Source organism: Peribacillus sp. S4 (genome assembly GCF_046715815.1).
Classification (GTDB): Bacteria; Bacillota; Bacilli; order Bacillales; family DSM-1321; genus Peribacillus; species Peribacillus frigoritolerans.
Genome location: NZ_CP175708.1, coordinates 1,586,364 through 1,603,962, shown reverse-complemented (window position 1 = coordinate 1,603,962; position 17,599 = coordinate 1,586,364). Strand labels below are relative to the sequence as shown.

Here is a 17,599-nt window from a genome sequence, read left to right as displayed (position 1 = left end):
CTATTCATATATTATATTATACTTATTCTGTATTTTCGCCAAGATAAATTCTTATTGTAGAGCCTTGTTTTACTTTAACACCTGGATCTGGGGCTTGATTTATGACTTTATCCCCATTTCCGGCAATATCAAGCTTAAGGTCGATGAGCTGGGTTTGCAACTCTTTTTTGCTGAGACCCACGACGTCTGGTACCTCGACCATGACGGGATCCGTCCAGACCGTCTCCTTCTCAATCTGGTTTTTCCTTGGCTTGACGCCCATGGCCCTAAGTGAATCCTCCATGATATTCCCAACGATCGGTGCGGCAACGACCCCGCCGAATTGTACCGTTCCTTTCGGATTATCCACAGCTATATAAACGACGATTTGCGGATCATCCGCTGGAGCGACACCAATGAATGAGAGAATATAATTATTTTCAAGGTATCTGCCATTTTCAGCTTTTTGGGCTGTACCCGTTTTCCCGCCGACGCGGTACGACTCCACGAATGCTCCTTTACCGCTTCCTTGGGCGACAACGGATTCAAGCGCTTCCCGGACTTTCTTCGAGGTTGCTTCTGAAATCACCTTTTTCTTCGCCTGAGGGGTCTTTCGCATCAGCACTTCCCCATTTTTTGGATTCACGAGTTCCTTCGCGATATATGGTGTATACAAAGTCCCGCCATTCACGGCTGCCGATACCGCTGTCACCTGCTGAATGGGCGTTACGGCTACACCTTGTCCAAACGCAGTAGTTGCCTGCTCTACCGGACCCACTCGATCCATGTTGAACATGATTCCTTTTCCTTCTCCGGTTAAATCAATTCCCGTCTTTTGCCCAAAACCGAAATCATTTATATATTTAAACAGCTTGTCTTTACCAAGCCGGTTCCCTAATTCTACAAAACCCGGGTTACATGAGTTCTCGACCACTTCAAGATAAGTTTGATCCCCATGTCCTCCGCTTTTCCAGCAATGCAGCGTTGATCCTGACACTTCCACATGTCCGGAATCATAAAAATGTTCCTTTTGTAAGTCGACCTTCCCTTCCTCAAGCGCCGCAGCAAGCGTGATGATCTTAAAAGTCGATCCTGGTTCATATATACTCCAAACTGGTAAATTACGATTATACACTTCCGAGGGGACATTTTGAAAATTGGCAGGGTCGAAGGTTGGCCTGCTGGACATTGCCAAGATTTCCCCAGTGTTCGGGTCCATTGCAATGGCAATTATACCATCAGGATCATATGTCGCCTCCGCATTATCGAGCTCCCTCTCCACAATTGTCTGGATTTTGCTATCGATGGTCAGCTTCAAATTATCACCATCAACAGGGGGCTTATAGTCATCGGCCATATTCTCAAGCCTTTTCCCTTTCGCATCGGAGTAAAATTTAACGAATCCTTTTTCCCCGCTTAGTTCCTTATCATAAGACAATTCAATACCCATCAACCCTTGATTGTCAGAGCCTGTAAAGCCAAGAACATGTGAAAGGTATTCACCAAATGGGTAATGGCGCTTTGAATCTTCAGCGATGTATACGCCCTTTATCCCCAATGCTTTAATTTCCTTCGCCTTTTCGTGAGATATCTTTCTGCCTTCCGGAATTCTGACGCTCATCGCCTGTTTCGTTAACCATTGATAAGCCTTTTCCTTTGTCATATCCAATATTGAAGCAAGCTGTTCCGCCGTCTCCCCAGGATTCTCAATCTGTCTAGGGATGACATAGACTGTTGGCGCAGATATATTCGTTGCCAGCTCGACACCATTCCGATCAAGGATTTCTCCTCGTTTGGCTTCAAAAGGAATATTCCTGCTCCAGGAATCTTTAGCCAGCCCCGTCAACTTATCCCCTAGATAAAACTGTACAATTCCCAATCGGATATCAATGATAAAAAAAACAACGATACCGATCGCCAATGCGATTGCCAGCCGTTTTCGGACAGTAACATTCGAAACACGCAAAAACAGGCACCTCCATTTCATACATGCTTCAATATATGCTTGTCTACTCGATGCTAGACTAGAAACTTTGAAAGAAATAAAGAGGGAATCCATTTGGATCCCCTCTTTATCTTCACTCTGTTTTCTCTTTTGTCGGTATATCTTCACCAGCCCCATCAGGCTGGGATAATTCAATATTGAAGGTTTCGCCTTCATTTACCTTTTTCCCGGCCTTAAGACTCTGTTTACTCACGTATCCAGTACCTTCGGTTTTCAGATCCAGTTTTGCAACCTTAGCCAATTTCATGACATCGCGCAAGGACCATCCCTTCATGTCAGGAACTTTCATTTCGCCTTCCGTCCTGAGGATTATCTTTTCACCTTGTAAGAGTACACTCCCCGCTTTCGGGGATTGGTCGAGCACTTTACGTCCACTTCCGATCATACTTACATCATAACCAAGTTCCTTCAGTTCTGTAACAGCTGAACTCTCGGTTTGATTCGTATAGTCTTTGATTTTATTTGCTTTTTGTTTTTTAACTTCAGAAGGTTTTATGTTTAGATATTGCAGGCTATTTTGCATGACAGGATTAAATATCTCTGACAATGGATCAGCCCCAACATAAGATACACCTAACTTGGGCTGCTTGACCGCCACATACATGACCAACTGCGGATCATCTTTTGGAGCCATTCCTAAAAAGGAGAACACATAGTTATTTTTCCCTTCTAAATATCTACCTGTCGGACCCGCAATTTGTGCAGTACCGGTTTTCCCCGCTACTTGATATCCATCAATGGCATATTTTTTCCCTGTTCCTTTTTTCGCGGAAATTACCGTTTCCAAATAATCACGTACTTGTTTTGCAGTTTCTTCCGAAATCGGTTGCCCTGTCACTTTCGGCTTGGTCGTTTTCAAAATTTTTCCGGTATCCTGATCGGAAATGCTTTTTATCACGTACGGCCGCATCATTTTTCCGTCATTGGCTATTGCGGATGCAGCTTGGATTTGTTGAATCGGTGTAACGGTCGAACCCTGTCCAAAGGAGGTAGTCACTTTTTCAAGCTTATACTTGTATTGAATTTTACCGGTTATCTCGTTTGGCAGGTCAATTCCCGTTTTTTTATCAAATCCGAACTTAGTCAAATACTCACGGAACGTATCGGCTCCTATTTTATCCATTGCAAGTGTGGCAAAAGCGACGTTCGAGGAACGTTGAACCCCTTCCAGAAAGGTCATGCTCTTTCCTCTTTCGATTCCGCTATGATCCCCGATTTTACCCGATCCGGCTTTGTAGGTTCCTGCAACAAAGCTTTCATTCGGATTAAAGACCCCTTCCTCAACAGCCGCGGCAAGGGTGAATGTTTTCATGGTTGAACCCGGTTCGAAGGTTTCTTCAATTGCCAGGTTACGCCATGTATCCGTTAGCCCGACTTTCGTTGTCGGATGGAAGGTGGGCCTTTGCCCCATCGCCACAATCTCCCCCGTTTTGGGATTGGAGACAATCGCTATGATTTGTTCGGGATCATATTTTTCCTGCACTTTGCTCATCGAGTCTTCCAAGAATGTTTGTATTTTCTTGTCGATCGTAAGCATGACATCATTGCCATTATCAGGTGCAACGACCTTTTCTTTCTTATCCGGTAAGAGGAAGCCCCATGAGTCACTGTCATATGTCAGCTTCCCATCCGTTTCCTGCAATTCTTTATTGAGGTACTTTTCAATGCCGAACTTACCAGCCATTTCTTCCGTTTCTTCATCCTTTTCTACATAGCCAATCAGATGGGAGGCGAAAATCCCATTCGGATAAAAACGTTTATTCGTCCTTCCGAATGTAATTCCCGGCAGTTCCAAATTTTCTATTTTCTGCTTGACGACCTGAGTCAAATCCTTGCCGGCACTGCCAAATTCCACTTGGTATGCCTTTTTTTTCGTAAGTCTTTCATAGATGTCCTGTTCATCCATGTCGATATATTTAGAAAGCTTTTTCGCGGTCATCTCCGGATCCTTGACATGCTCCGGCTCCTTTTCACTAAGTACCGCCCTTAAGATATAGGAGGAAGTATCTTCGGCGATGACTTCACCTTTTGTATCGAGTATGCTTCCCCTTTTTGCTTCTATGATCTGTTTTTTTTCATATTTCTTGTCGATTTTCGAAGCCAGTACCTCCCCGCCAGCTGTACCAGTCACCTGAATATACAAAAATCGGCAGACTAAAACAAAAAAGAGCAGGCCGAATAAGAAGAATAATCCGGCTGCCCCATGCTTCATATTTTTTTGTTTCTGCATTATCACTGCACACCCTTCACATTATTCTCATTTAACTTGAACCCTAGCGCTGCAGCTTTTTTCCAAATTCTCTCGTATGTACTAAGTTCAGCAACCTGCACTTTCAAATCATCATTCACTTTACCCTGTTCTTCAATCGACGTTTCCACTAGCTGGATCTCTTTATTCGTTTCATAGATGGCCGCTTGATTAGAGACTATTTTCACTCCCATGAAGGTAACCATGATAGCAAGGGCACAGAGTAAGAAAACTTCACCAATGGATATCTTCGCTTTACGGATGACCACTGTTTGCTGTGCCTGTTGCTGCTGTTGGTCTTCATATTGCTGTTCTTGTACTTTTTTGGCTATGGAACTCATTCATGTTCCCCCTCACTGATTTTTTTCTGTAATCATTGCTTTTCGGCGATTCTTAGCTTAGCCGACCGGGAACGATTATTCCCTTCCAATTCTTCTTCTGAAGGTAAAATCGGTTTTCTCGTAATTATTTTCATAGTTGGCTTGAATTCATCCGGGATAACTGGAAGTCCAGGCGGAAGATCCGGCATGCTACTGGCCTTTTTAAATACTGTTTTACAAATTCTATCTTCGAGCGAATGGAATGTAATGACAGATATTCTTCCCTCTTTATCCAAAAGCGAAATGGCCTGCTCCAGGGAGTCTTCAAAGACACCAAGTTCGTCATTCACAGCGATCCTTATTGCTTGGAACACTCGTTTCGCAGGGTGTCCGCCTTTACGTCTTGCCGGGGCCGGTATCCCATCCTTAATTAATTCCACAAGTTCGAACGTCGTTTCAATCGGTTTTATTTCACGTGCCGCTTCAATTTTCCTGGCAATTTGTTTCGAAAACTTTTCTTCTCCATATTGGAAGAAAATTCTCAGTAAATCATGGAATGACCAAGTATTCACGACATCATAGGCAGAAATGGCTGCACTTTGGTCCATCCTCATATCCAATGGTGCATCATGGTTATAGCTGAAACCACGCTCCGGTGTATCCAATTGCGGGGATGACACACCTAAATCATAAAGGATCCCGTCCACTTTCTCGATTCCCCGGGCATTCAACTCTTCTTTTAAGTATTTAAAATTATTAGGAACAAGGACAATACGTTCGCCATAGCTTTCCAATTTTTCCTTAGCATTCCGAATCGCCGTTTCGTCCTGATCAAAAGCATAAAGCCTGCCCTTGTCAGAGAGCTGTGAAAGTAAGTATTCGCTGTGACCGGCTCCTCCTAAAGTACAATCCACATAAATTCCATCAGGTTTGATGTTCAATCCATCAACCGTCTCTTTTAATAACACTGTTGTATGTTGAAACATGCTAGACATCCTTCCAATCGGTTATTGAGTGACTCTATTTCTGAGGGCAGCCTTAAATATCAAAGCCAATCATATTTTCTGCTATCTCAGCGAAAGAATCCTCCGAAGCTGAAAAATAGTTTTCCCAAAGGGATTTGCTCCAAATCTCAATACGATTGGTAACACCAAGAATTACACATTCTTTTTCCAATTGGCCATATGAAGTAAGCGGCGTGGGGATATTAATTCGCCCTTGTTTATCAATTTCGCATTCTGTAGCTGCAGAAAAGAAAAAACGGGTAAAGGCTCGGGCATCTTTTTTTGTTAAAGGCAGGGCTTTCAGCTTTTCTTCTAGCAGCTTCCACTCTTCCATAGGGTAACCAAATAAACATTGATCGAGTCCGCGGGTAAGGACAAATTGCTCCCCGAGATTTTCCCTGAATTTCACCGGGACTATCAAACGGCCCTTTATATCGATGTTATGATGGTACTCTCCCATGAACATACCCACTACCCCCACATTCTAATCTCAATGTACCACATTCCCCCACCTTTCTCCACTTGTTTTTACTTTCTCCTTCCAAGTAAAAATTACCTTCTTTTCTTATTAAGTTTATTTAGCCAAATTATTCAAAGAAACGTGCATTTCCCTCGAATGCACTCAAACTAAGACGCAGGCCCACCATTACTGTCGAAGCCCCGCCTGACAAGTACTCAGGAGACAGAAAAAAAGACAGGCTTTAGCACCTGTCTTTTTTCACATTTCAATCCCTCCATCAGGATTGGTTTGTGGCAACCGTATTCAAAATGATCTACCCGCCACTTTCCCCCAAAACGGATGGTTTTTCTAAATGAAAATCAATTTATGCTGATTATTGAAGCGATAGTCCAGTTTCATCATATCCCTTACGAGCTCTGGCCCATATTGATTCAAGTAATAAAACACATTCCAAATCCTCTCCTGGGGTGATTCGAGAGGGTACAGCGAATTTGCTACCCGATCATATTTTTTCAAGATGACCGAATGTCGTTCCTTTGTACGGTCACCGATTTTGCCATACATGAAATTCAATTGCTTTTGAATGAATTCAATGTTCTTGTTCAACATCGGCTCGAGCCCCCTATCCAAAGAGACAGCGTGGACAAAAAGCTTTTCATGGTTCTCTTCAAGCTGTGATTTCAGCGTCCCGAACAGGGTGTCAATCGTTTCATCTTTAACGGAATCAAGGTAACTTTCCACAGCATTAGCGGTTCCTTCAGTCAGAACAGTTTCCAAACTGAGTTCCATTTCTTCAAGGTCGCTTTGGATACTCCGCTCCACCAGCGTGATATTCAACCTAGGAATGATTGGCGGCATCTTCATGGAAAACAACTCAAACACTTTTTTTAATTCTGCCCAATAGGCTATTTCACCTGGCCCAGAAACGAATGCCAATACAGGGAAAAGCATTTCCTGCATGAGCGGGCGTGTAATGACATTGTTGCTTAATCGTTCTGGATGATTTCTGGCTATCTGCAGGAGTTCTTCCCCGGTAAATGATACCTCACCGTTTTTTCCGCTGAAACCGCCTTCTACACGTTCGAGTAAACATCGATCTTTTTTTTCTGGATCATAATAAAATAAATTAGCGGCGCGTTTATCCATTTCAATCATTTTTGCATACCCTTTCGCATGCATGAATGATTGCTGTTCCTCGACCACTTCAGCAATCCGTCCACTTTCATTGACCATCGATTCAAAGTATGCCTTCTCAATTCGCCTTAAATCCGGATCTCCGGCATCGACTAGTAAAAGGCCATATTCTTTGAACCATTCATGAATCAGCTCGGCGAAGAAATCGACGAAGGTATTCGATCTCTTAATGGTTTCCTTCATATCAATCAGGAGTTTGTTCGTAAATTCCGTTTCTCCATAAGTTTCAATGATTTCCTCAAGCCACTTCTCTGCCTTTTCCGTTTCCAGCTCCACATCAGAAACCATTGTTTTATATGGCTGGTAGGAAGGATAGGTTTTTTTATCGGGTTTTCCGTTTTTCATAACATAAACATGATTGACCTCAGCCAAATCATGATCTTCTCCAGCTATCCAAAAAACCGGAATGACTGGCTGCCCCAGTTTTTTTTCCTGTTCTTCCGCAAGCTTAATGATCGATATCACTTTATGAATGGTATACAGCGGCCCTGATAATAACCCAGCCTGCTGTCCTCCAATCACAACAACGGAATCATCCCTGCGCAGCCTTCCAATATTACCCTTAACTTCCTCACTGAATGAAAGACGAGACATGTATTGTTGTATGTAATCCGACAATTCATCACGTGAAAAAGAGCGGTTCATCAATTCTTCATATCTATTGTGATAAATGTCAGGCTTAGACAAGTCATAGTGAAAATAATCCTCCGTTTCAAGACGGTTTTGTAAATAGTCCGATGCAAAACGGTTTAAAGATGGTAACGCGAGATCTTTCATCTCCATTTCTGTTCTCCCTTTCTCTGCAACTACAATTCTTTTTAGAGTATAACATTCCGGTTTAAGAAAACAAAAGAAGTTGCCCAGCAGCAGAAAATTGATGCGATGTTCTATGTTATGTAGTCAATATCTTCGTGATACTTGTAATTATTCCAATGGAAAACAATAGAAGGTAAGCCACGAAAAAAAAGGCGAAGTTCACTCTCCAAAAACCCTTTAATACCTTATGGAAAATGATTTCTTCTTTTACCTTGTAATGGACAAGAACCACCACGAATGCGTTGATGAGCATGATGAGCATGATCACCCAAATAATTTGCATATCCCAGATCGTAATGATCAAATAATGGACGGACAATACGAACAGCAGCGTACTCATGTCCATTGCAAATTGAACGGAGCGCCGATGGTTTCCAGTGAATTGTTTGGCACCTATAAAAAAAAGTATATACCCTACGAAAGGCAAGGTAATAAATATCGCGGCAAGGCTTGAAACTACGTACGGCACATCCTCATCCCCCCTGAGACTCTTTTCCTTTGACCATCTTATATAGAGAAGACGTCAGGCAATCACTTTTCCCTTTACTCTTTGCCTCCGAGAGGATATGACCCAAAATGGCATCAATTTCCGTTTTACGGCCATTTTCTAAATCTTTTAGCATGGAAGATCGATTTTCCGCAGTTGCGATGCAAACGGCTTTAACATGTTCAAATGACTCATCCTTATTTTGAACTTCCAAAATACCGGAGATTTCTTCAAAAAGCTCTTGAAATAATTGGTAGTAAAAAGAGTTAGTGATTAAACCGCCATTTTCCACACCAAGTATCGCCGTTAATGGATTTATCACCGCATTGACGACAAGCTTATCCATCAGCATCGAGTGAAAATCTTCACTCTTCGTAAAAGGAAAATGATCGATCCTTTCATTCACTAGCGATAGTTGCTCAAGTTCCCCGCTAAAGGAAGCGATTCTTGTCATGCCCAGTCCCGTATGCTCCACGGTATTCCCATCATGTTTCATTGCTCCATGCTCCACTACCCCCACATATATGGTCGGGGATTGAAGCTGCTTTAAATAAGAAATATGCCCATAGCCATTCTGCAAGAATAGCAATGGAACCTGAAAATCTTTGATCCTAGGCAGTATTTGCGGCAGGTGATATTGCTTGACGGCCACTATAAGAAGATCCACATCCGATATCCCTTCATCCAGCCCCTTGGACATGATGCCCGTCTGCAGTCGGCTTTCACCATCCGCAATAAGACGGATTCCATCACGTTGGATGATGGACGCCTGATCCGCAGTATGGGTATAGAGAGTCACATTATGCTTTTCACTTAAACGGGACGCAAACAGCAGCCCTATGGCCCCTCCGCCAATGATTCCAATTCTCATGATAACCTTCCTTACTTTTTGAAATATATTTACTATTTTATCACATTATCTTTTTTAGCCTGCACGAATTTTCCCATCGTTGGAAAACACAGCCATTCCGATTGAATGAAACGACGGAACTGCCATTAACGATGGCTCGTCATAAAATACCAATGGAAAGAATGATTAATACGCCATTGAAGATATAATATTTTCTTCTTTAAGTGTTAATTTAATGGTATATTAGATACGAAAAGCTTAGCCATTTTGAAGACTTTACAGAAACAAAAGATAACTCCAAACTCACCCCAAAAGAAATTGAAGGGAAAAGGGCGGGGAATAAAAGGCTATAAGCATTTAGTAAGCTAGGATAAGTCGATGATGTCATACTAGATTTAACCTAAGTTGAAATTCCACACGGCAAAGATCAGTGGGATGACTTTCAAAGGGTACTATCGGAAGAGGTTTATCAGAATTAAGGGGGAGCTTTTTTATGGAATACAAGGTTGAACGATTACTTGTAAATTTTAAAACGCTTGAGGAATTCAAAAAATTCAAAGAATACGGGATACAGGAACTGTCCATGCTAGATGATTTAGAAGGTAACATCATTGAAAATGACAGCCAATCACCTTTTTACGGAATCTTTTATGGCGATAAACTTGTAGCTCGAATGAGCCTTTATAAAAGAAGCGCTAAATTCGACCAGTATTTTGACAATTCCAGGGATTTCCTTGTTCTTTGGAAACTTGAAGTCCTGCCTAACTATCAGAAAAAAGGGTATGGAAGAGCTTTGGTCGAATTCGCCAAAAGCCTGAACATGCCTATCAAAACTAACCCAAGAGTCCATTCACAAGACTTTTGGAAAAAGATGGGTTTTTCTGCTGTTTCCTATGATTTGGACAGGGACCTCGGAGAAAACCCTCTGATTTGGAGCCCATTTGACGTACAAGATAAGAAAGAAATAGATACACAAGAATAAGGAAGCATCAAGAAAATGCGGGCGGATTTTCCCACCCGCATTTTTTATTTATTGACCCTTTCCAAATTACCATTCTTATCCATTTGGAAACTCACCTTCGGATTCGCCTTTTCGTCCTCCTGGACACTAAGTTTTCTTGCGCGCTCCATGATCTGCATTAACGCACGATAATCTTCCTCAACAGCTTTCAGGTTTTCCTTAAGCAGGACATTCTCTTCCAGTAATCGGACATTTTCCCGTTCAAGAAATAGGGAACGCTCAGAAATCCGTTCTTTTTCCTTATTATCAAGCTGAAAGAATTCATCCATTTTGGTTAAATATAATATAACTTCCTGAAGGGTAATAGATTCTTTATCTTCATGCTCGGGCGTTATTTCTTCAATCGTGACATTTTCGACCGTTGCTATCGAATCCCTTTCCACTTCAGGATTATTGACTACCTGTTCTTTCCTTTGTTTTTTCGCCAGCTCTATCCCTGATTTATATTGCTTCCTAACAAATGAATTCCAACGGAACCCACAAGCAGCAGATGTCCTCGATAACTGTTTCCCCACTTCTTCAAACGCCTTTAATTGTGTACTGCCTTCCCGTATATGCCTCAGTACCACTTCAGCCAACAACAGATCCTCATCATGAGTCCATGCATCTTGTCTCGCAATCGTCATCTCTCTACCTCCTTAGCAAGTTTTAATTCATAATATGCACATGCTAGGAAAGATAGAAGATATATAGAGCGTGTAATATTTATTTTTTCTTATTTAGAAAACGCTCGACTGCAGCATGATGCTCATCACTCGCCCACAGTTTGGAACATTCCCGGATTTCCGCATCCATTCTTCCTTTAAGCCCGCTATCCTGCCATTTATGTACCAGCAATCGTTTATAGGCCATCAATACCCCTGTCTCATGGCGAAGAAAATCTTCCGCAAACCATTCCCATCCATCCGTACCTTCTCCGACTATCTCATCTACGAAACCAAGTTCCTTCGCTTCCTCAGCTTTATGTACTTTTGCATCCAATAATAGCTTTAGCGCTTTTTGCTCTGGTATTTTTTCAAGTAAAAGCGAAGCTCCGCCCCAGCCAGTCGTTATTCCTAGAGTACCTTGTACAAACCCTAGCCTAGCTTCCCTCTTTGCTAACCTGAAATCACAAGCTGTCGCTATTTCGCATCCGCCGCCGAAAGCACTTCCATTGATTAGCGCTATTGTCGGTTTTGGGAAAACTGCTAGTTTATACAGAATTTCACCCATTTTCGATAACATAGCAAAGGCCTCTTCTTCTGTATGCAAATCCTGAAATTCCCTTAGATCCCCGCCTGAACAGAACGCCTCAGAGCCCGCCCCGGTCAGGACCAGCAACTTAACTTCATCATCGCATGCAGCTTCCGATAATATCGACTCAAGTTCGTCCATCAGCTGATAATTCACGGCATTCCTTTTCTCCGGTCTATTAAATAGGAGCTTCATGAAACCGCGTTTACCCTTTTCAACTTCAATCACCTGATCCATGTAAACACCTTCTCCAAAATCATCGGCAAACGCGAATGATTCAAAATATTCTGCCAAATAAATTTGTAAAAAAAGCACAGAGAAAAATCCCTGCGCTTTGATTAGCGTGTTGCATCAAGAGAGCTAAGCTCTCAAGTAGGTCAAGAAATTATTTTGCGACAACTTCTTTTCCTTTATATGTTCCACATTCTTTACAAACGTGATGTGAAAGAGTCATTCCACCACAGCTCGGGCATTCTACCATACCAGGTACTTGAAGCTTGAAGTGTGTACGACGTTTTCTTTTTACAGTTTTCGACGTTCTTCTAAAAGGTACAGCCATTATTCCCACCTCCTTAAAAAATATAAAAAAGCTGGAAAAATCGGATTAACGATTTTTCGTTCCAATCAAGATTCTTTATTGTTGTCAAAAAAGTCGGCAAGCTTTGCAAATCTCGGATCAACCTTATGCTCATTTTCCTCTTCGGAAATAACAGCCCAGTCTTTCCCAGATTGAGGAGCAGCTTCATTCGAATCGACATCCTCACAAAAAACCTGCATCGGAATTTCTAGCAATAAATTTTCTTTAATTACCGGTATTAGGTCTACAACGTCGCCTTCCACAACAGTGACATCATCTCCGTAGAAATCTGTGCCATCTGCCTTTAAAAGAAAGGTTTCCTTTGTATCAATATCAATCGGATATTTAACGTCTACCAGTGTACGGGAGCAAGGTAATGTTAATTCACCTGAAAGATGCAAGTGAAAAGTAATCTCGGTCGAGCTGATATCAGCTCTTCCTTCTACTCTGATCGGAGAAACATCGCGAATTTGCGGGTCTCTTTCTCTAATGTCCAAGACATCCACCAGTTCATCAAACCGTAAATCTTTGTCCCGAATTTTTTGAAGTTGACTAATCGTCCATTTCAAATGAAATCACCTCAAGGCAACAAAAATAATTATAGCTTTCAATTATAAGTTTGTCAATATTTTTTCTTTACACTATAATGTAGTCATCCTAACTGATTGTCTAAGTTTTATGAATCATTTCTAACAAAAAATCCAGACGATTACTTATAGTAATTTTACTTGAAATACTATTTTAGCACTAAGTTGATAAAATACAAAGTTTTTCTCTGAGGTGAACGAATGAAAGCTTGCGGTTTAGTAGTCGAATATAACCCTTTTCACAATGGACATGTTTTACATGCAAGAGAAAGTAGAGAAAAAACAGGGGCAGATGTCGTTGTCGCTGTTATGAGCGGGCCCTTCTTACAGCGTGGCGAGCCAGCTATCGTCAGCAAGTGGACACGCGCCGAAATGGCCTTGAATGGCGGCATTGATCTTGTCATTGAGCTGCCATATGCTTTCGCGACACAGAAGGCAGAAATATTTGCAAAAGGATCTATTGCTCTTTTGGAATCGCTAGGCTGTGACTCTTTTTGCTTCGGAAGCGAGGATGGCAAAATTGAACCATTCATCATCGCCCACAAAATCCTTTCGGAAAATTCCGCTGCATTCGATGCCGCAATCAAATCGGCCATGGATGCCGGTAATAGTTATCCGTCAAGTGCTGCCCAGGCTTATCGTTCAATCATCCATGGTGATGCGGCATTGGATTTGACGAAGCCGAATAATATCCTTGGAAAAGAATATGTAAGTGCTGCCCTTTCAAACGGCTACTCCATTCGCCCTTATACGATTCAAAGGGTCGCTGCAGGGTACCATGAAACAAAGTTGTCCAAAGACCCTATTGCCAGCGCAACGGGGATACGTAAAGCCATCCATGAACACCAGGAATTACATTCTGTTTCCAGTTATATTCCTCAAGCGACAATGAGTGGCCTTGAGCAATATTTAACGCGCTACCATGCCTTGCATGACTGGGAAATGTATTGGTCCATGTTGAAATACCGTATCCTTTCTTCCTCTTTAACCGAATTGGCAGGAATATACGAAGTTGAGGAAGGCATAGAGCACCGAATGAAGGAGATGGCCAAACAATCTTCGAGCTTTTCTGGATTCATGGCAGCGCTGAAGACAAAACGCTACACATGGACACGGCTGCAGCGGATGTGTGTCCATATATTGACGCATACATTCAAGGAACAGGTAATTTATAATGACCAACCGGCCTATATCAGACTTCTTGGCATGAATGGCCGGGGGCAAGAATATCTTCGTTCTGTAAAAAAAGGCTTGCCCCTCCCTCTCATCTCTAAACTTTCGTCCTATCGGAAGCAGGACATCGATTCGGACTTGCGAGCAGCACAGGTGTATGCCCTGGGCTTGCCCGAGCCGCATCAAGCTGCATTGATGAAACGTGAATATGAATCTCCCATCATTTTCAAATGAAGAAGGATTCAAGCTTGGCCGTTTCATCCTTAAGTGTAAAAAGCTAATCATGAAAAAAAGCGCAGACAGTAGATGACTGCCTGCGCTTTTTTTCATTTTCCTTTTCCATTTAGCTTCGTTAAATAGGCTACTGCATCTTCAAAGTTGTCAACCGGCACGATCTTCATGTCAGTGTCAATATCCTTTGCTGCAATGAGTGCATCTTCATAATTCGAACCCGCTGCTCCGTTTTCATTCGGGGCAAAGAATATCTCGGCTCCAGACTTATCGGCTGCAACAATTTTCTGTTGGATTCCGCCAATTGGACCGACTGTCCCATCATCAGACATCGTGCCCGTACCCGCTATGTCATATCCACTTGTAAGATCGCCTTTCGTTAATTGATTATAAATTTCCAACGAAAACATTAAACCAGCCGAAGGACCGCCTATATGTTCTGAATCTATGGCAATTGCCGGTTTTGTGTTCACTCTTCGATTGTCATCCAGCGAAATGCCGATTCCTACCCTATTTGGATCATTTTTAAAAGGCTGCAATGAAAGAACGGCCGTTTTCTCCGTCTCTTCCCGCTTATAAACGATTTTAACTTCATCTCCGGCCTTCTTTTCGTTAATATAATCCATGAATTCCTGTGCAGACTTGAATTTAACATCATCAACTTGAATGATTTGATCGCCCGCTTTCAGCTCTTTTGCTGCAGGCATTCCTTTTAGCACGTCCAAAACATATACACCCAGGTACTCGTATTCGACTTCTTTCCCTGCTTTTTCATATGCGATCTTAATGGCATTATTTTTAGAACCATCCATTAAGTGGAGCTGCCTGATATTATATTCTTCATCTGTTTCATCTTCGCTTCTGATGGAGGATTCCGGATAAAGCTCCTGATATTTGCTCCACTTCGCCATCATGTAGGAATATATATTTGCCCGGCCCATCCTTACAGTGGTTAACATAAAGCTTCCTTTTGCTTCATCTCCCCCGGATACCTCAATGATTGGCTCCAATTCTTTAGCCATTCCTGGTTTCGATACATAAAAAGGTAGGGAATAAAGGGCTGATGCTATGAGAAGTATAGCCACCACCAGGAAAGTGCGTACATACGTTTTACGGCTCATCTTCAAAGGACTCCTTCCAAGTAACAATGCTCTGCTTAATTTGATCAATCTTACCTCTTGCTGCTTCTTCTCCAATACTAATTATTTCCTGTACGTTTGTAAATGATTTCGAGCTGTATTTCTCAACCCTGGGGCGTATCATGACGTCTGAAGCAAACTCCCTGCTTTTAACCAGCTCCATTTGCAGGATATCGAGGCTTTGCATGATGACGTCATATATGGAGTTTATCTCCATATCCTGTTTCACGTGAGCTACATCCACACCAATTATGATGTCTGCTCCCATATCCTTCACAACTGAAACTGGAACCCTGTCAACTACGCCGCCATCAACAAGCAGTCTGTTTCCGATTCTTTCGGGAATGAAAATCCCGGGAATGGAGATGCTTGCCCTTACAGCCGGTGCGATGGGACCTTCCTGAAAAATGACCTTTTCCCCCGTTTTTATATCAGTGGCTACCACCGCCACAGGAATATCAAGTTCTTCAAATTTCTTGCCATATGTAAATACCCTGATTAAATCCTTTGTCCGCTTACCCGAAATGAAGCCCATCTTAGGTATGGTGAAGTCCAAATAATACTTCCGCTTAAATGCACGGGACAACTTATACAGCCTCTCGATATCCGACCCCGCTCCATAAAAGGCTGCAACCATTGCTCCCATGCTGCTTCCAGCAATCATATCTATCGGAATGCCTTCTTGCTGCAATACCTTTATCACGCCAATATGTGCAAACCCCCTAGCTCCTCCTGACCCAAGTGCAAGCCCGACTTTTGGTTTCGACAAAGATATCCCTCCCGCTTTAACTAGTGCAAAATATTGAAATAACACTCATTCAAAGTTATGGTCTTAAACGGATTTATAGAAGCATATTATTTATATTGACAGTGAAACAAGCATGGCAGATATATTCCATGGAGCGGATCATCCCTCTTTACATGTCGGTACAATCCTTATTCCATCATGCGCTTACTTTTCGAGAAAAAGAAGTTCATATTTTATTATATACGAAACGAACTGCCCTTATTTAGTAACCTTCAAGAGGAGGCTGAATTTTGCTAAAATCAAAATCTAAAACAGTACTGTTAGCTACCTCCGTCACGATGATGGCAGTTGGCTTGATCATCTTCCCCCAAGAATCCTTTGAAGCTTCCAAAGGCGGACTGAATATTTGGTGGACAATTGTTTTCCCTTCACTTCTGCCTTTCTTGATTTTCTCGGAGTTATTAATCAGTTTTGGGGTTGTCAGGTTCATTGGTGTCATGCTCGAACCATTTATGCGTCCCCTATTCCGTGTACCAGGAGTGGGAGGTTTCGTTTGGGCGATGGGACTTGCATCAGGGTTTCCAGCCGGGGCGAAATTCACTGTAAGGCTTCGTCAAGAAGAACAATTGACCCGCATTGAAGCTGAAAGACTCGTTTGTTTTACTAATTCATCCAATCCATTGTTCCTATTCGTTGCCGTTGCCGTTGGTTTTTTCCACAACCCTCATTTAGGGATCATCCTTGCCCTTTCCCACTACCTAGGAAATATTTGTGTAGGCATCATCATGCGTTTTTACCGTTGGAAAGAAGAAAAATCCCATGCAAAAGTAATGACCAAGCTCCCCTCCATAAGACAAGCCTTTGGTCAAATGCATCGTACCAGAATAAAAGAAACAAGGCCATTTGGCAGTTTACTTGGAGATGCGGTACTCTCATCCATCCAAACCCTATTGATGATCGGGGGGTTCATCATTCTCTTTTCTGTGGTGAACAAGCTTTTATTTCATATGAACATCACCGGATTGCTAGCATCTGGGGTCGGAGGAATTCTACATATTTTTAATTTCCCGGACTCCTTAAGCCTTCCCTTCATATCAGGCATGTTTGAAATGACTCTAGGTTCAAAATTAACCAGCACGGTCGAAGAGGCGACACTCTTTCAGCAAACCGTGATGACAAGTTTCATCTTAGCTTTCAACGGGTTCAGCATCCAAGCGCAAGTTGCCAGCATCATTGCCGCAACGGACATTCGTTTCACTCCCTTTTTTCTGGCCAGGATTGCACATGGCCTTCTTGCATCCATTATCACCATCCTGCTTTGGGAACCTTTCTATAAAGGCAAAATGTACAGCGGCAGCCCGATAAACGCATTCCCGGTCAGCGGATCCGGTGAACACGCGAATTCCCTATATCAAAGCATGCTTGATATAGGTCCCATTCTAACACTCGTGTTTTTGATCCTATACATCATCATATTTACCAAAAGGCTATTCAAAGGCATTTCGTAAACCAAAAAAGAGCATTGCC

Annotated in this window: 17 protein-coding genes; 3 read left to right on the top strand and 14 right to left on the bottom strand. The window is 42.3% G+C overall.

Annotated elements, in window-relative coordinates:
- Positions 1 to 22: 22 nt before the first annotated feature.
- The 8 genes from ACJ9PY_RS07785 to ACJ9PY_RS07750 all read right to left on the bottom strand — a co-directional run bounded on the left by ACJ9PY_RS07785 (position 23) and on the right by ACJ9PY_RS07750 (position 9,384).
- Complete coding sequence (locus ACJ9PY_RS07785) at positions 23 to 1,945, bottom strand: stage V sporulation protein D (RefSeq protein WP_411739741.1); 1,923 nt, start codon at positions 1,943 to 1,945, stop codon at positions 23 to 25.
- 112 nt (positions 1,946 to 2,057) lie between these two features.
- Entirely contained in the window at positions 2,058 to 4,214 is a 2,157-nt protein-coding gene (locus ACJ9PY_RS07780; protein WP_145504977.1) for a penicillin-binding protein, read from the bottom strand.
- A 2-nt stretch (positions 4,215 to 4,216) separates the two neighbouring features.
- A complete protein-coding gene (gene ftsL, locus ACJ9PY_RS07775) occupies positions 4,217 to 4,573 on the bottom strand; it encodes a cell division protein FtsL (protein ID WP_063576915.1) in 357 nt (118 codons plus the stop codon).
- A 32-nt stretch (positions 4,574 to 4,605) separates the two neighbouring features.
- A complete protein-coding gene (gene rsmH / locus ACJ9PY_RS07770) occupies positions 4,606 to 5,538 on the bottom strand; it encodes a 16S rRNA (cytosine(1402)-N(4))-methyltransferase RsmH (RefSeq protein ID WP_034313911.1) in 933 nt (310 codons plus the stop codon).
- 52 nt (positions 5,539 to 5,590) lie between these two features.
- Positions 5,591 to 6,022, bottom strand: coding sequence for a division/cell wall cluster transcriptional repressor MraZ (mraZ, locus tag ACJ9PY_RS07765; protein ID WP_034313914.1), 432 nt, complete (start codon positions 6,020 to 6,022; stop codon positions 5,591 to 5,593).
- A 342-nt stretch (positions 6,023 to 6,364) separates the two neighbouring features.
- Positions 6,365 to 7,993 carry a bacillithiol biosynthesis cysteine-adding enzyme BshC gene (gene bshC / locus ACJ9PY_RS07760; RefSeq protein ID WP_411739740.1) on the bottom strand — a complete coding sequence of 543 codons (1,629 nt, stop codon included), beginning with the start codon at positions 7,991 to 7,993 and terminating at the stop codon, positions 6,365 to 6,367.
- Between the two features lie 109 nt (positions 7,994 to 8,102).
- Positions 8,103 to 8,495 carry a DUF3397 domain-containing protein gene (locus tag ACJ9PY_RS07755; RefSeq protein ID WP_034313918.1) on the bottom strand — a complete coding sequence of 131 codons (393 nt, stop codon included), beginning with the start codon at positions 8,493 to 8,495 and terminating at the stop codon, positions 8,103 to 8,105.
- 4 nt (positions 8,496 to 8,499) lie between these two features.
- Entirely contained in the window at positions 8,500 to 9,384 is an 885-nt protein-coding gene (locus ACJ9PY_RS07750) for a 2-dehydropantoate 2-reductase (protein WP_411739739.1), read from the bottom strand.
- 472 nt (positions 9,385 to 9,856) lie between these two features.
- Between ACJ9PY_RS07750 and ACJ9PY_RS07745 the strand changes: the two genes are divergently transcribed.
- The gene (locus ACJ9PY_RS07745) at positions 9,857 to 10,345 is read left to right on the top strand and encodes an N-acetyltransferase (protein WP_034313924.1); all 489 of its coding nucleotides are present in this window, start codon (positions 9,857 to 9,859) and stop codon (positions 10,343 to 10,345) included.
- A 44-nt stretch (positions 10,346 to 10,389) separates the two neighbouring features.
- Here the strand turns inward: ACJ9PY_RS07745 and ACJ9PY_RS07740 are convergent, their stop codons facing one another.
- The 4 genes from ACJ9PY_RS07740 to ACJ9PY_RS07725 form a co-directional block, all read right to left on the bottom strand.
- Positions 10,390 to 11,010, bottom strand: a complete 621-nt coding sequence (locus ACJ9PY_RS07740; protein ID WP_034313926.1) for an RsfA family transcriptional regulator — start codon at positions 11,008 to 11,010, stop codon at positions 10,390 to 10,392.
- Positions 11,011 to 11,089: 79 nt separating this feature from the next.
- The gene (locus tag ACJ9PY_RS07735) at positions 11,090 to 11,932 is read right to left on the bottom strand and encodes an enoyl-CoA hydratase/isomerase family protein (RefSeq protein ID WP_328118700.1); all 843 of its coding nucleotides are present in this window, start codon (positions 11,930 to 11,932) and stop codon (positions 11,090 to 11,092) included.
- A 70-nt stretch (positions 11,933 to 12,002) separates the two neighbouring features.
- Positions 12,003 to 12,176 (bottom strand): 50S ribosomal protein L32, encoded by a 174-nt coding sequence (rpmF, locus tag ACJ9PY_RS07730; RefSeq protein ID WP_034313929.1) that lies wholly within the window; start codon positions 12,174 to 12,176, stop codon positions 12,003 to 12,005.
- A gap of 65 nt (positions 12,177 to 12,241) precedes the next feature.
- Positions 12,242 to 12,763 (bottom strand): YceD family protein, encoded by a 522-nt coding sequence (locus tag ACJ9PY_RS07725; RefSeq protein ID WP_034313932.1) that lies wholly within the window; start codon positions 12,761 to 12,763, stop codon positions 12,242 to 12,244.
- A 219-nt stretch (positions 12,764 to 12,982) separates the two neighbouring features.
- Here ACJ9PY_RS07725 and ACJ9PY_RS07720 point away from each other — a divergent pair, with 219 nt between their 5' ends.
- On the top strand, positions 12,983 to 14,188 hold the full coding sequence (locus tag ACJ9PY_RS07720) for a nucleotidyltransferase (protein WP_411739738.1): 1,206 nt from the start codon (positions 12,983 to 12,985) through the stop codon (positions 14,186 to 14,188).
- 92 nt (positions 14,189 to 14,280) lie between these two features.
- Here the strand turns inward: ACJ9PY_RS07720 and ACJ9PY_RS07715 are convergent, their stop codons facing one another.
- Together ACJ9PY_RS07715 and ACJ9PY_RS07710 are read right to left on the bottom strand one after the other, a co-directional pair.
- Entirely contained in the window at positions 14,281 to 15,306 is a 1,026-nt protein-coding gene (locus ACJ9PY_RS07715; protein ID WP_057278455.1) for a SepM family pheromone-processing serine protease, read from the bottom strand.
- Positions 15,296 to 16,093: a patatin-like phospholipase family protein gene (locus ACJ9PY_RS07710; RefSeq protein WP_034313939.1), complete on the bottom strand. Its 798-nt coding sequence runs from the start codon at positions 16,091 to 16,093 to the stop codon at positions 15,296 to 15,298. The genes ACJ9PY_RS07715 and ACJ9PY_RS07710 overlap by 11 nt, the downstream gene beginning before the upstream one ends.
- Before the next feature lie 269 nt (positions 16,094 to 16,362).
- Between ACJ9PY_RS07710 and ylbJ the strand changes: the two genes are divergently transcribed.
- Entirely contained in the window at positions 16,363 to 17,580 is a 1,218-nt protein-coding gene (gene ylbJ, locus ACJ9PY_RS07705; protein WP_411739737.1) for a sporulation integral membrane protein YlbJ, read from the top strand.
- Positions 17,581 to 17,599: the final 19 nt, after the last annotated feature.

Coding starts and splice junctions, on each gene's coding strand:
- ACJ9PY_RS07750 (WP_411739739.1), bottom strand. CDS start 9,384: ATGAGAATTGGAATCATTGGCGGAGGGGCCATAGGGCTGCTGTTTGCG.
- rpmF (WP_034313929.1), bottom strand. CDS start 12,176: ATGGCTGTACCTTTTAGAAGAACGTCGAAAACTGTAAAAAGAAAACGT.
- ACJ9PY_RS07715 (WP_057278455.1), bottom strand. CDS start 15,306: ATGAGCCGTAAAACGTATGTACGCACTTTCCTGGTGGTGGCTATACTT.
- ACJ9PY_RS07740 (WP_034313926.1), bottom strand. CDS start 11,010: ATGACGATTGCGAGACAAGATGCATGGACTCATGATGAGGATCTGTTG.
- ftsL (WP_063576915.1), bottom strand. CDS start 4,573: ATGAGTTCCATAGCCAAAAAAGTACAAGAACAGCAATATGAAGACCAA.
- bshC (WP_411739740.1), bottom strand. CDS start 7,993: ATGGAGATGAAAGATCTCGCGTTACCATCTTTAAACCGTTTTGCATCG.
- ACJ9PY_RS07720 (WP_411739738.1), top strand. CDS start 12,983: ATGAAAGCTTGCGGTTTAGTAGTCGAATATAACCCTTTTCACAATGGA.
- ACJ9PY_RS07745 (WP_034313924.1), top strand. CDS start 9,857: ATGGAATACAAGGTTGAACGATTACTTGTAAATTTTAAAACGCTTGAG.
- mraZ (WP_034313914.1), bottom strand. CDS start 6,022: ATGTTCATGGGAGAGTACCATCATAACATCGATATAAAGGGCCGTTTG.
- ACJ9PY_RS07780 (WP_145504977.1), bottom strand. CDS start 4,214: ATGCAGAAACAAAAAAATATGAAGCATGGGGCAGCCGGATTATTCTTC.
- rsmH (WP_034313911.1), bottom strand. CDS start 5,538: ATGTTTCAACATACAACAGTGTTATTAAAAGAGACGGTTGATGGATTG.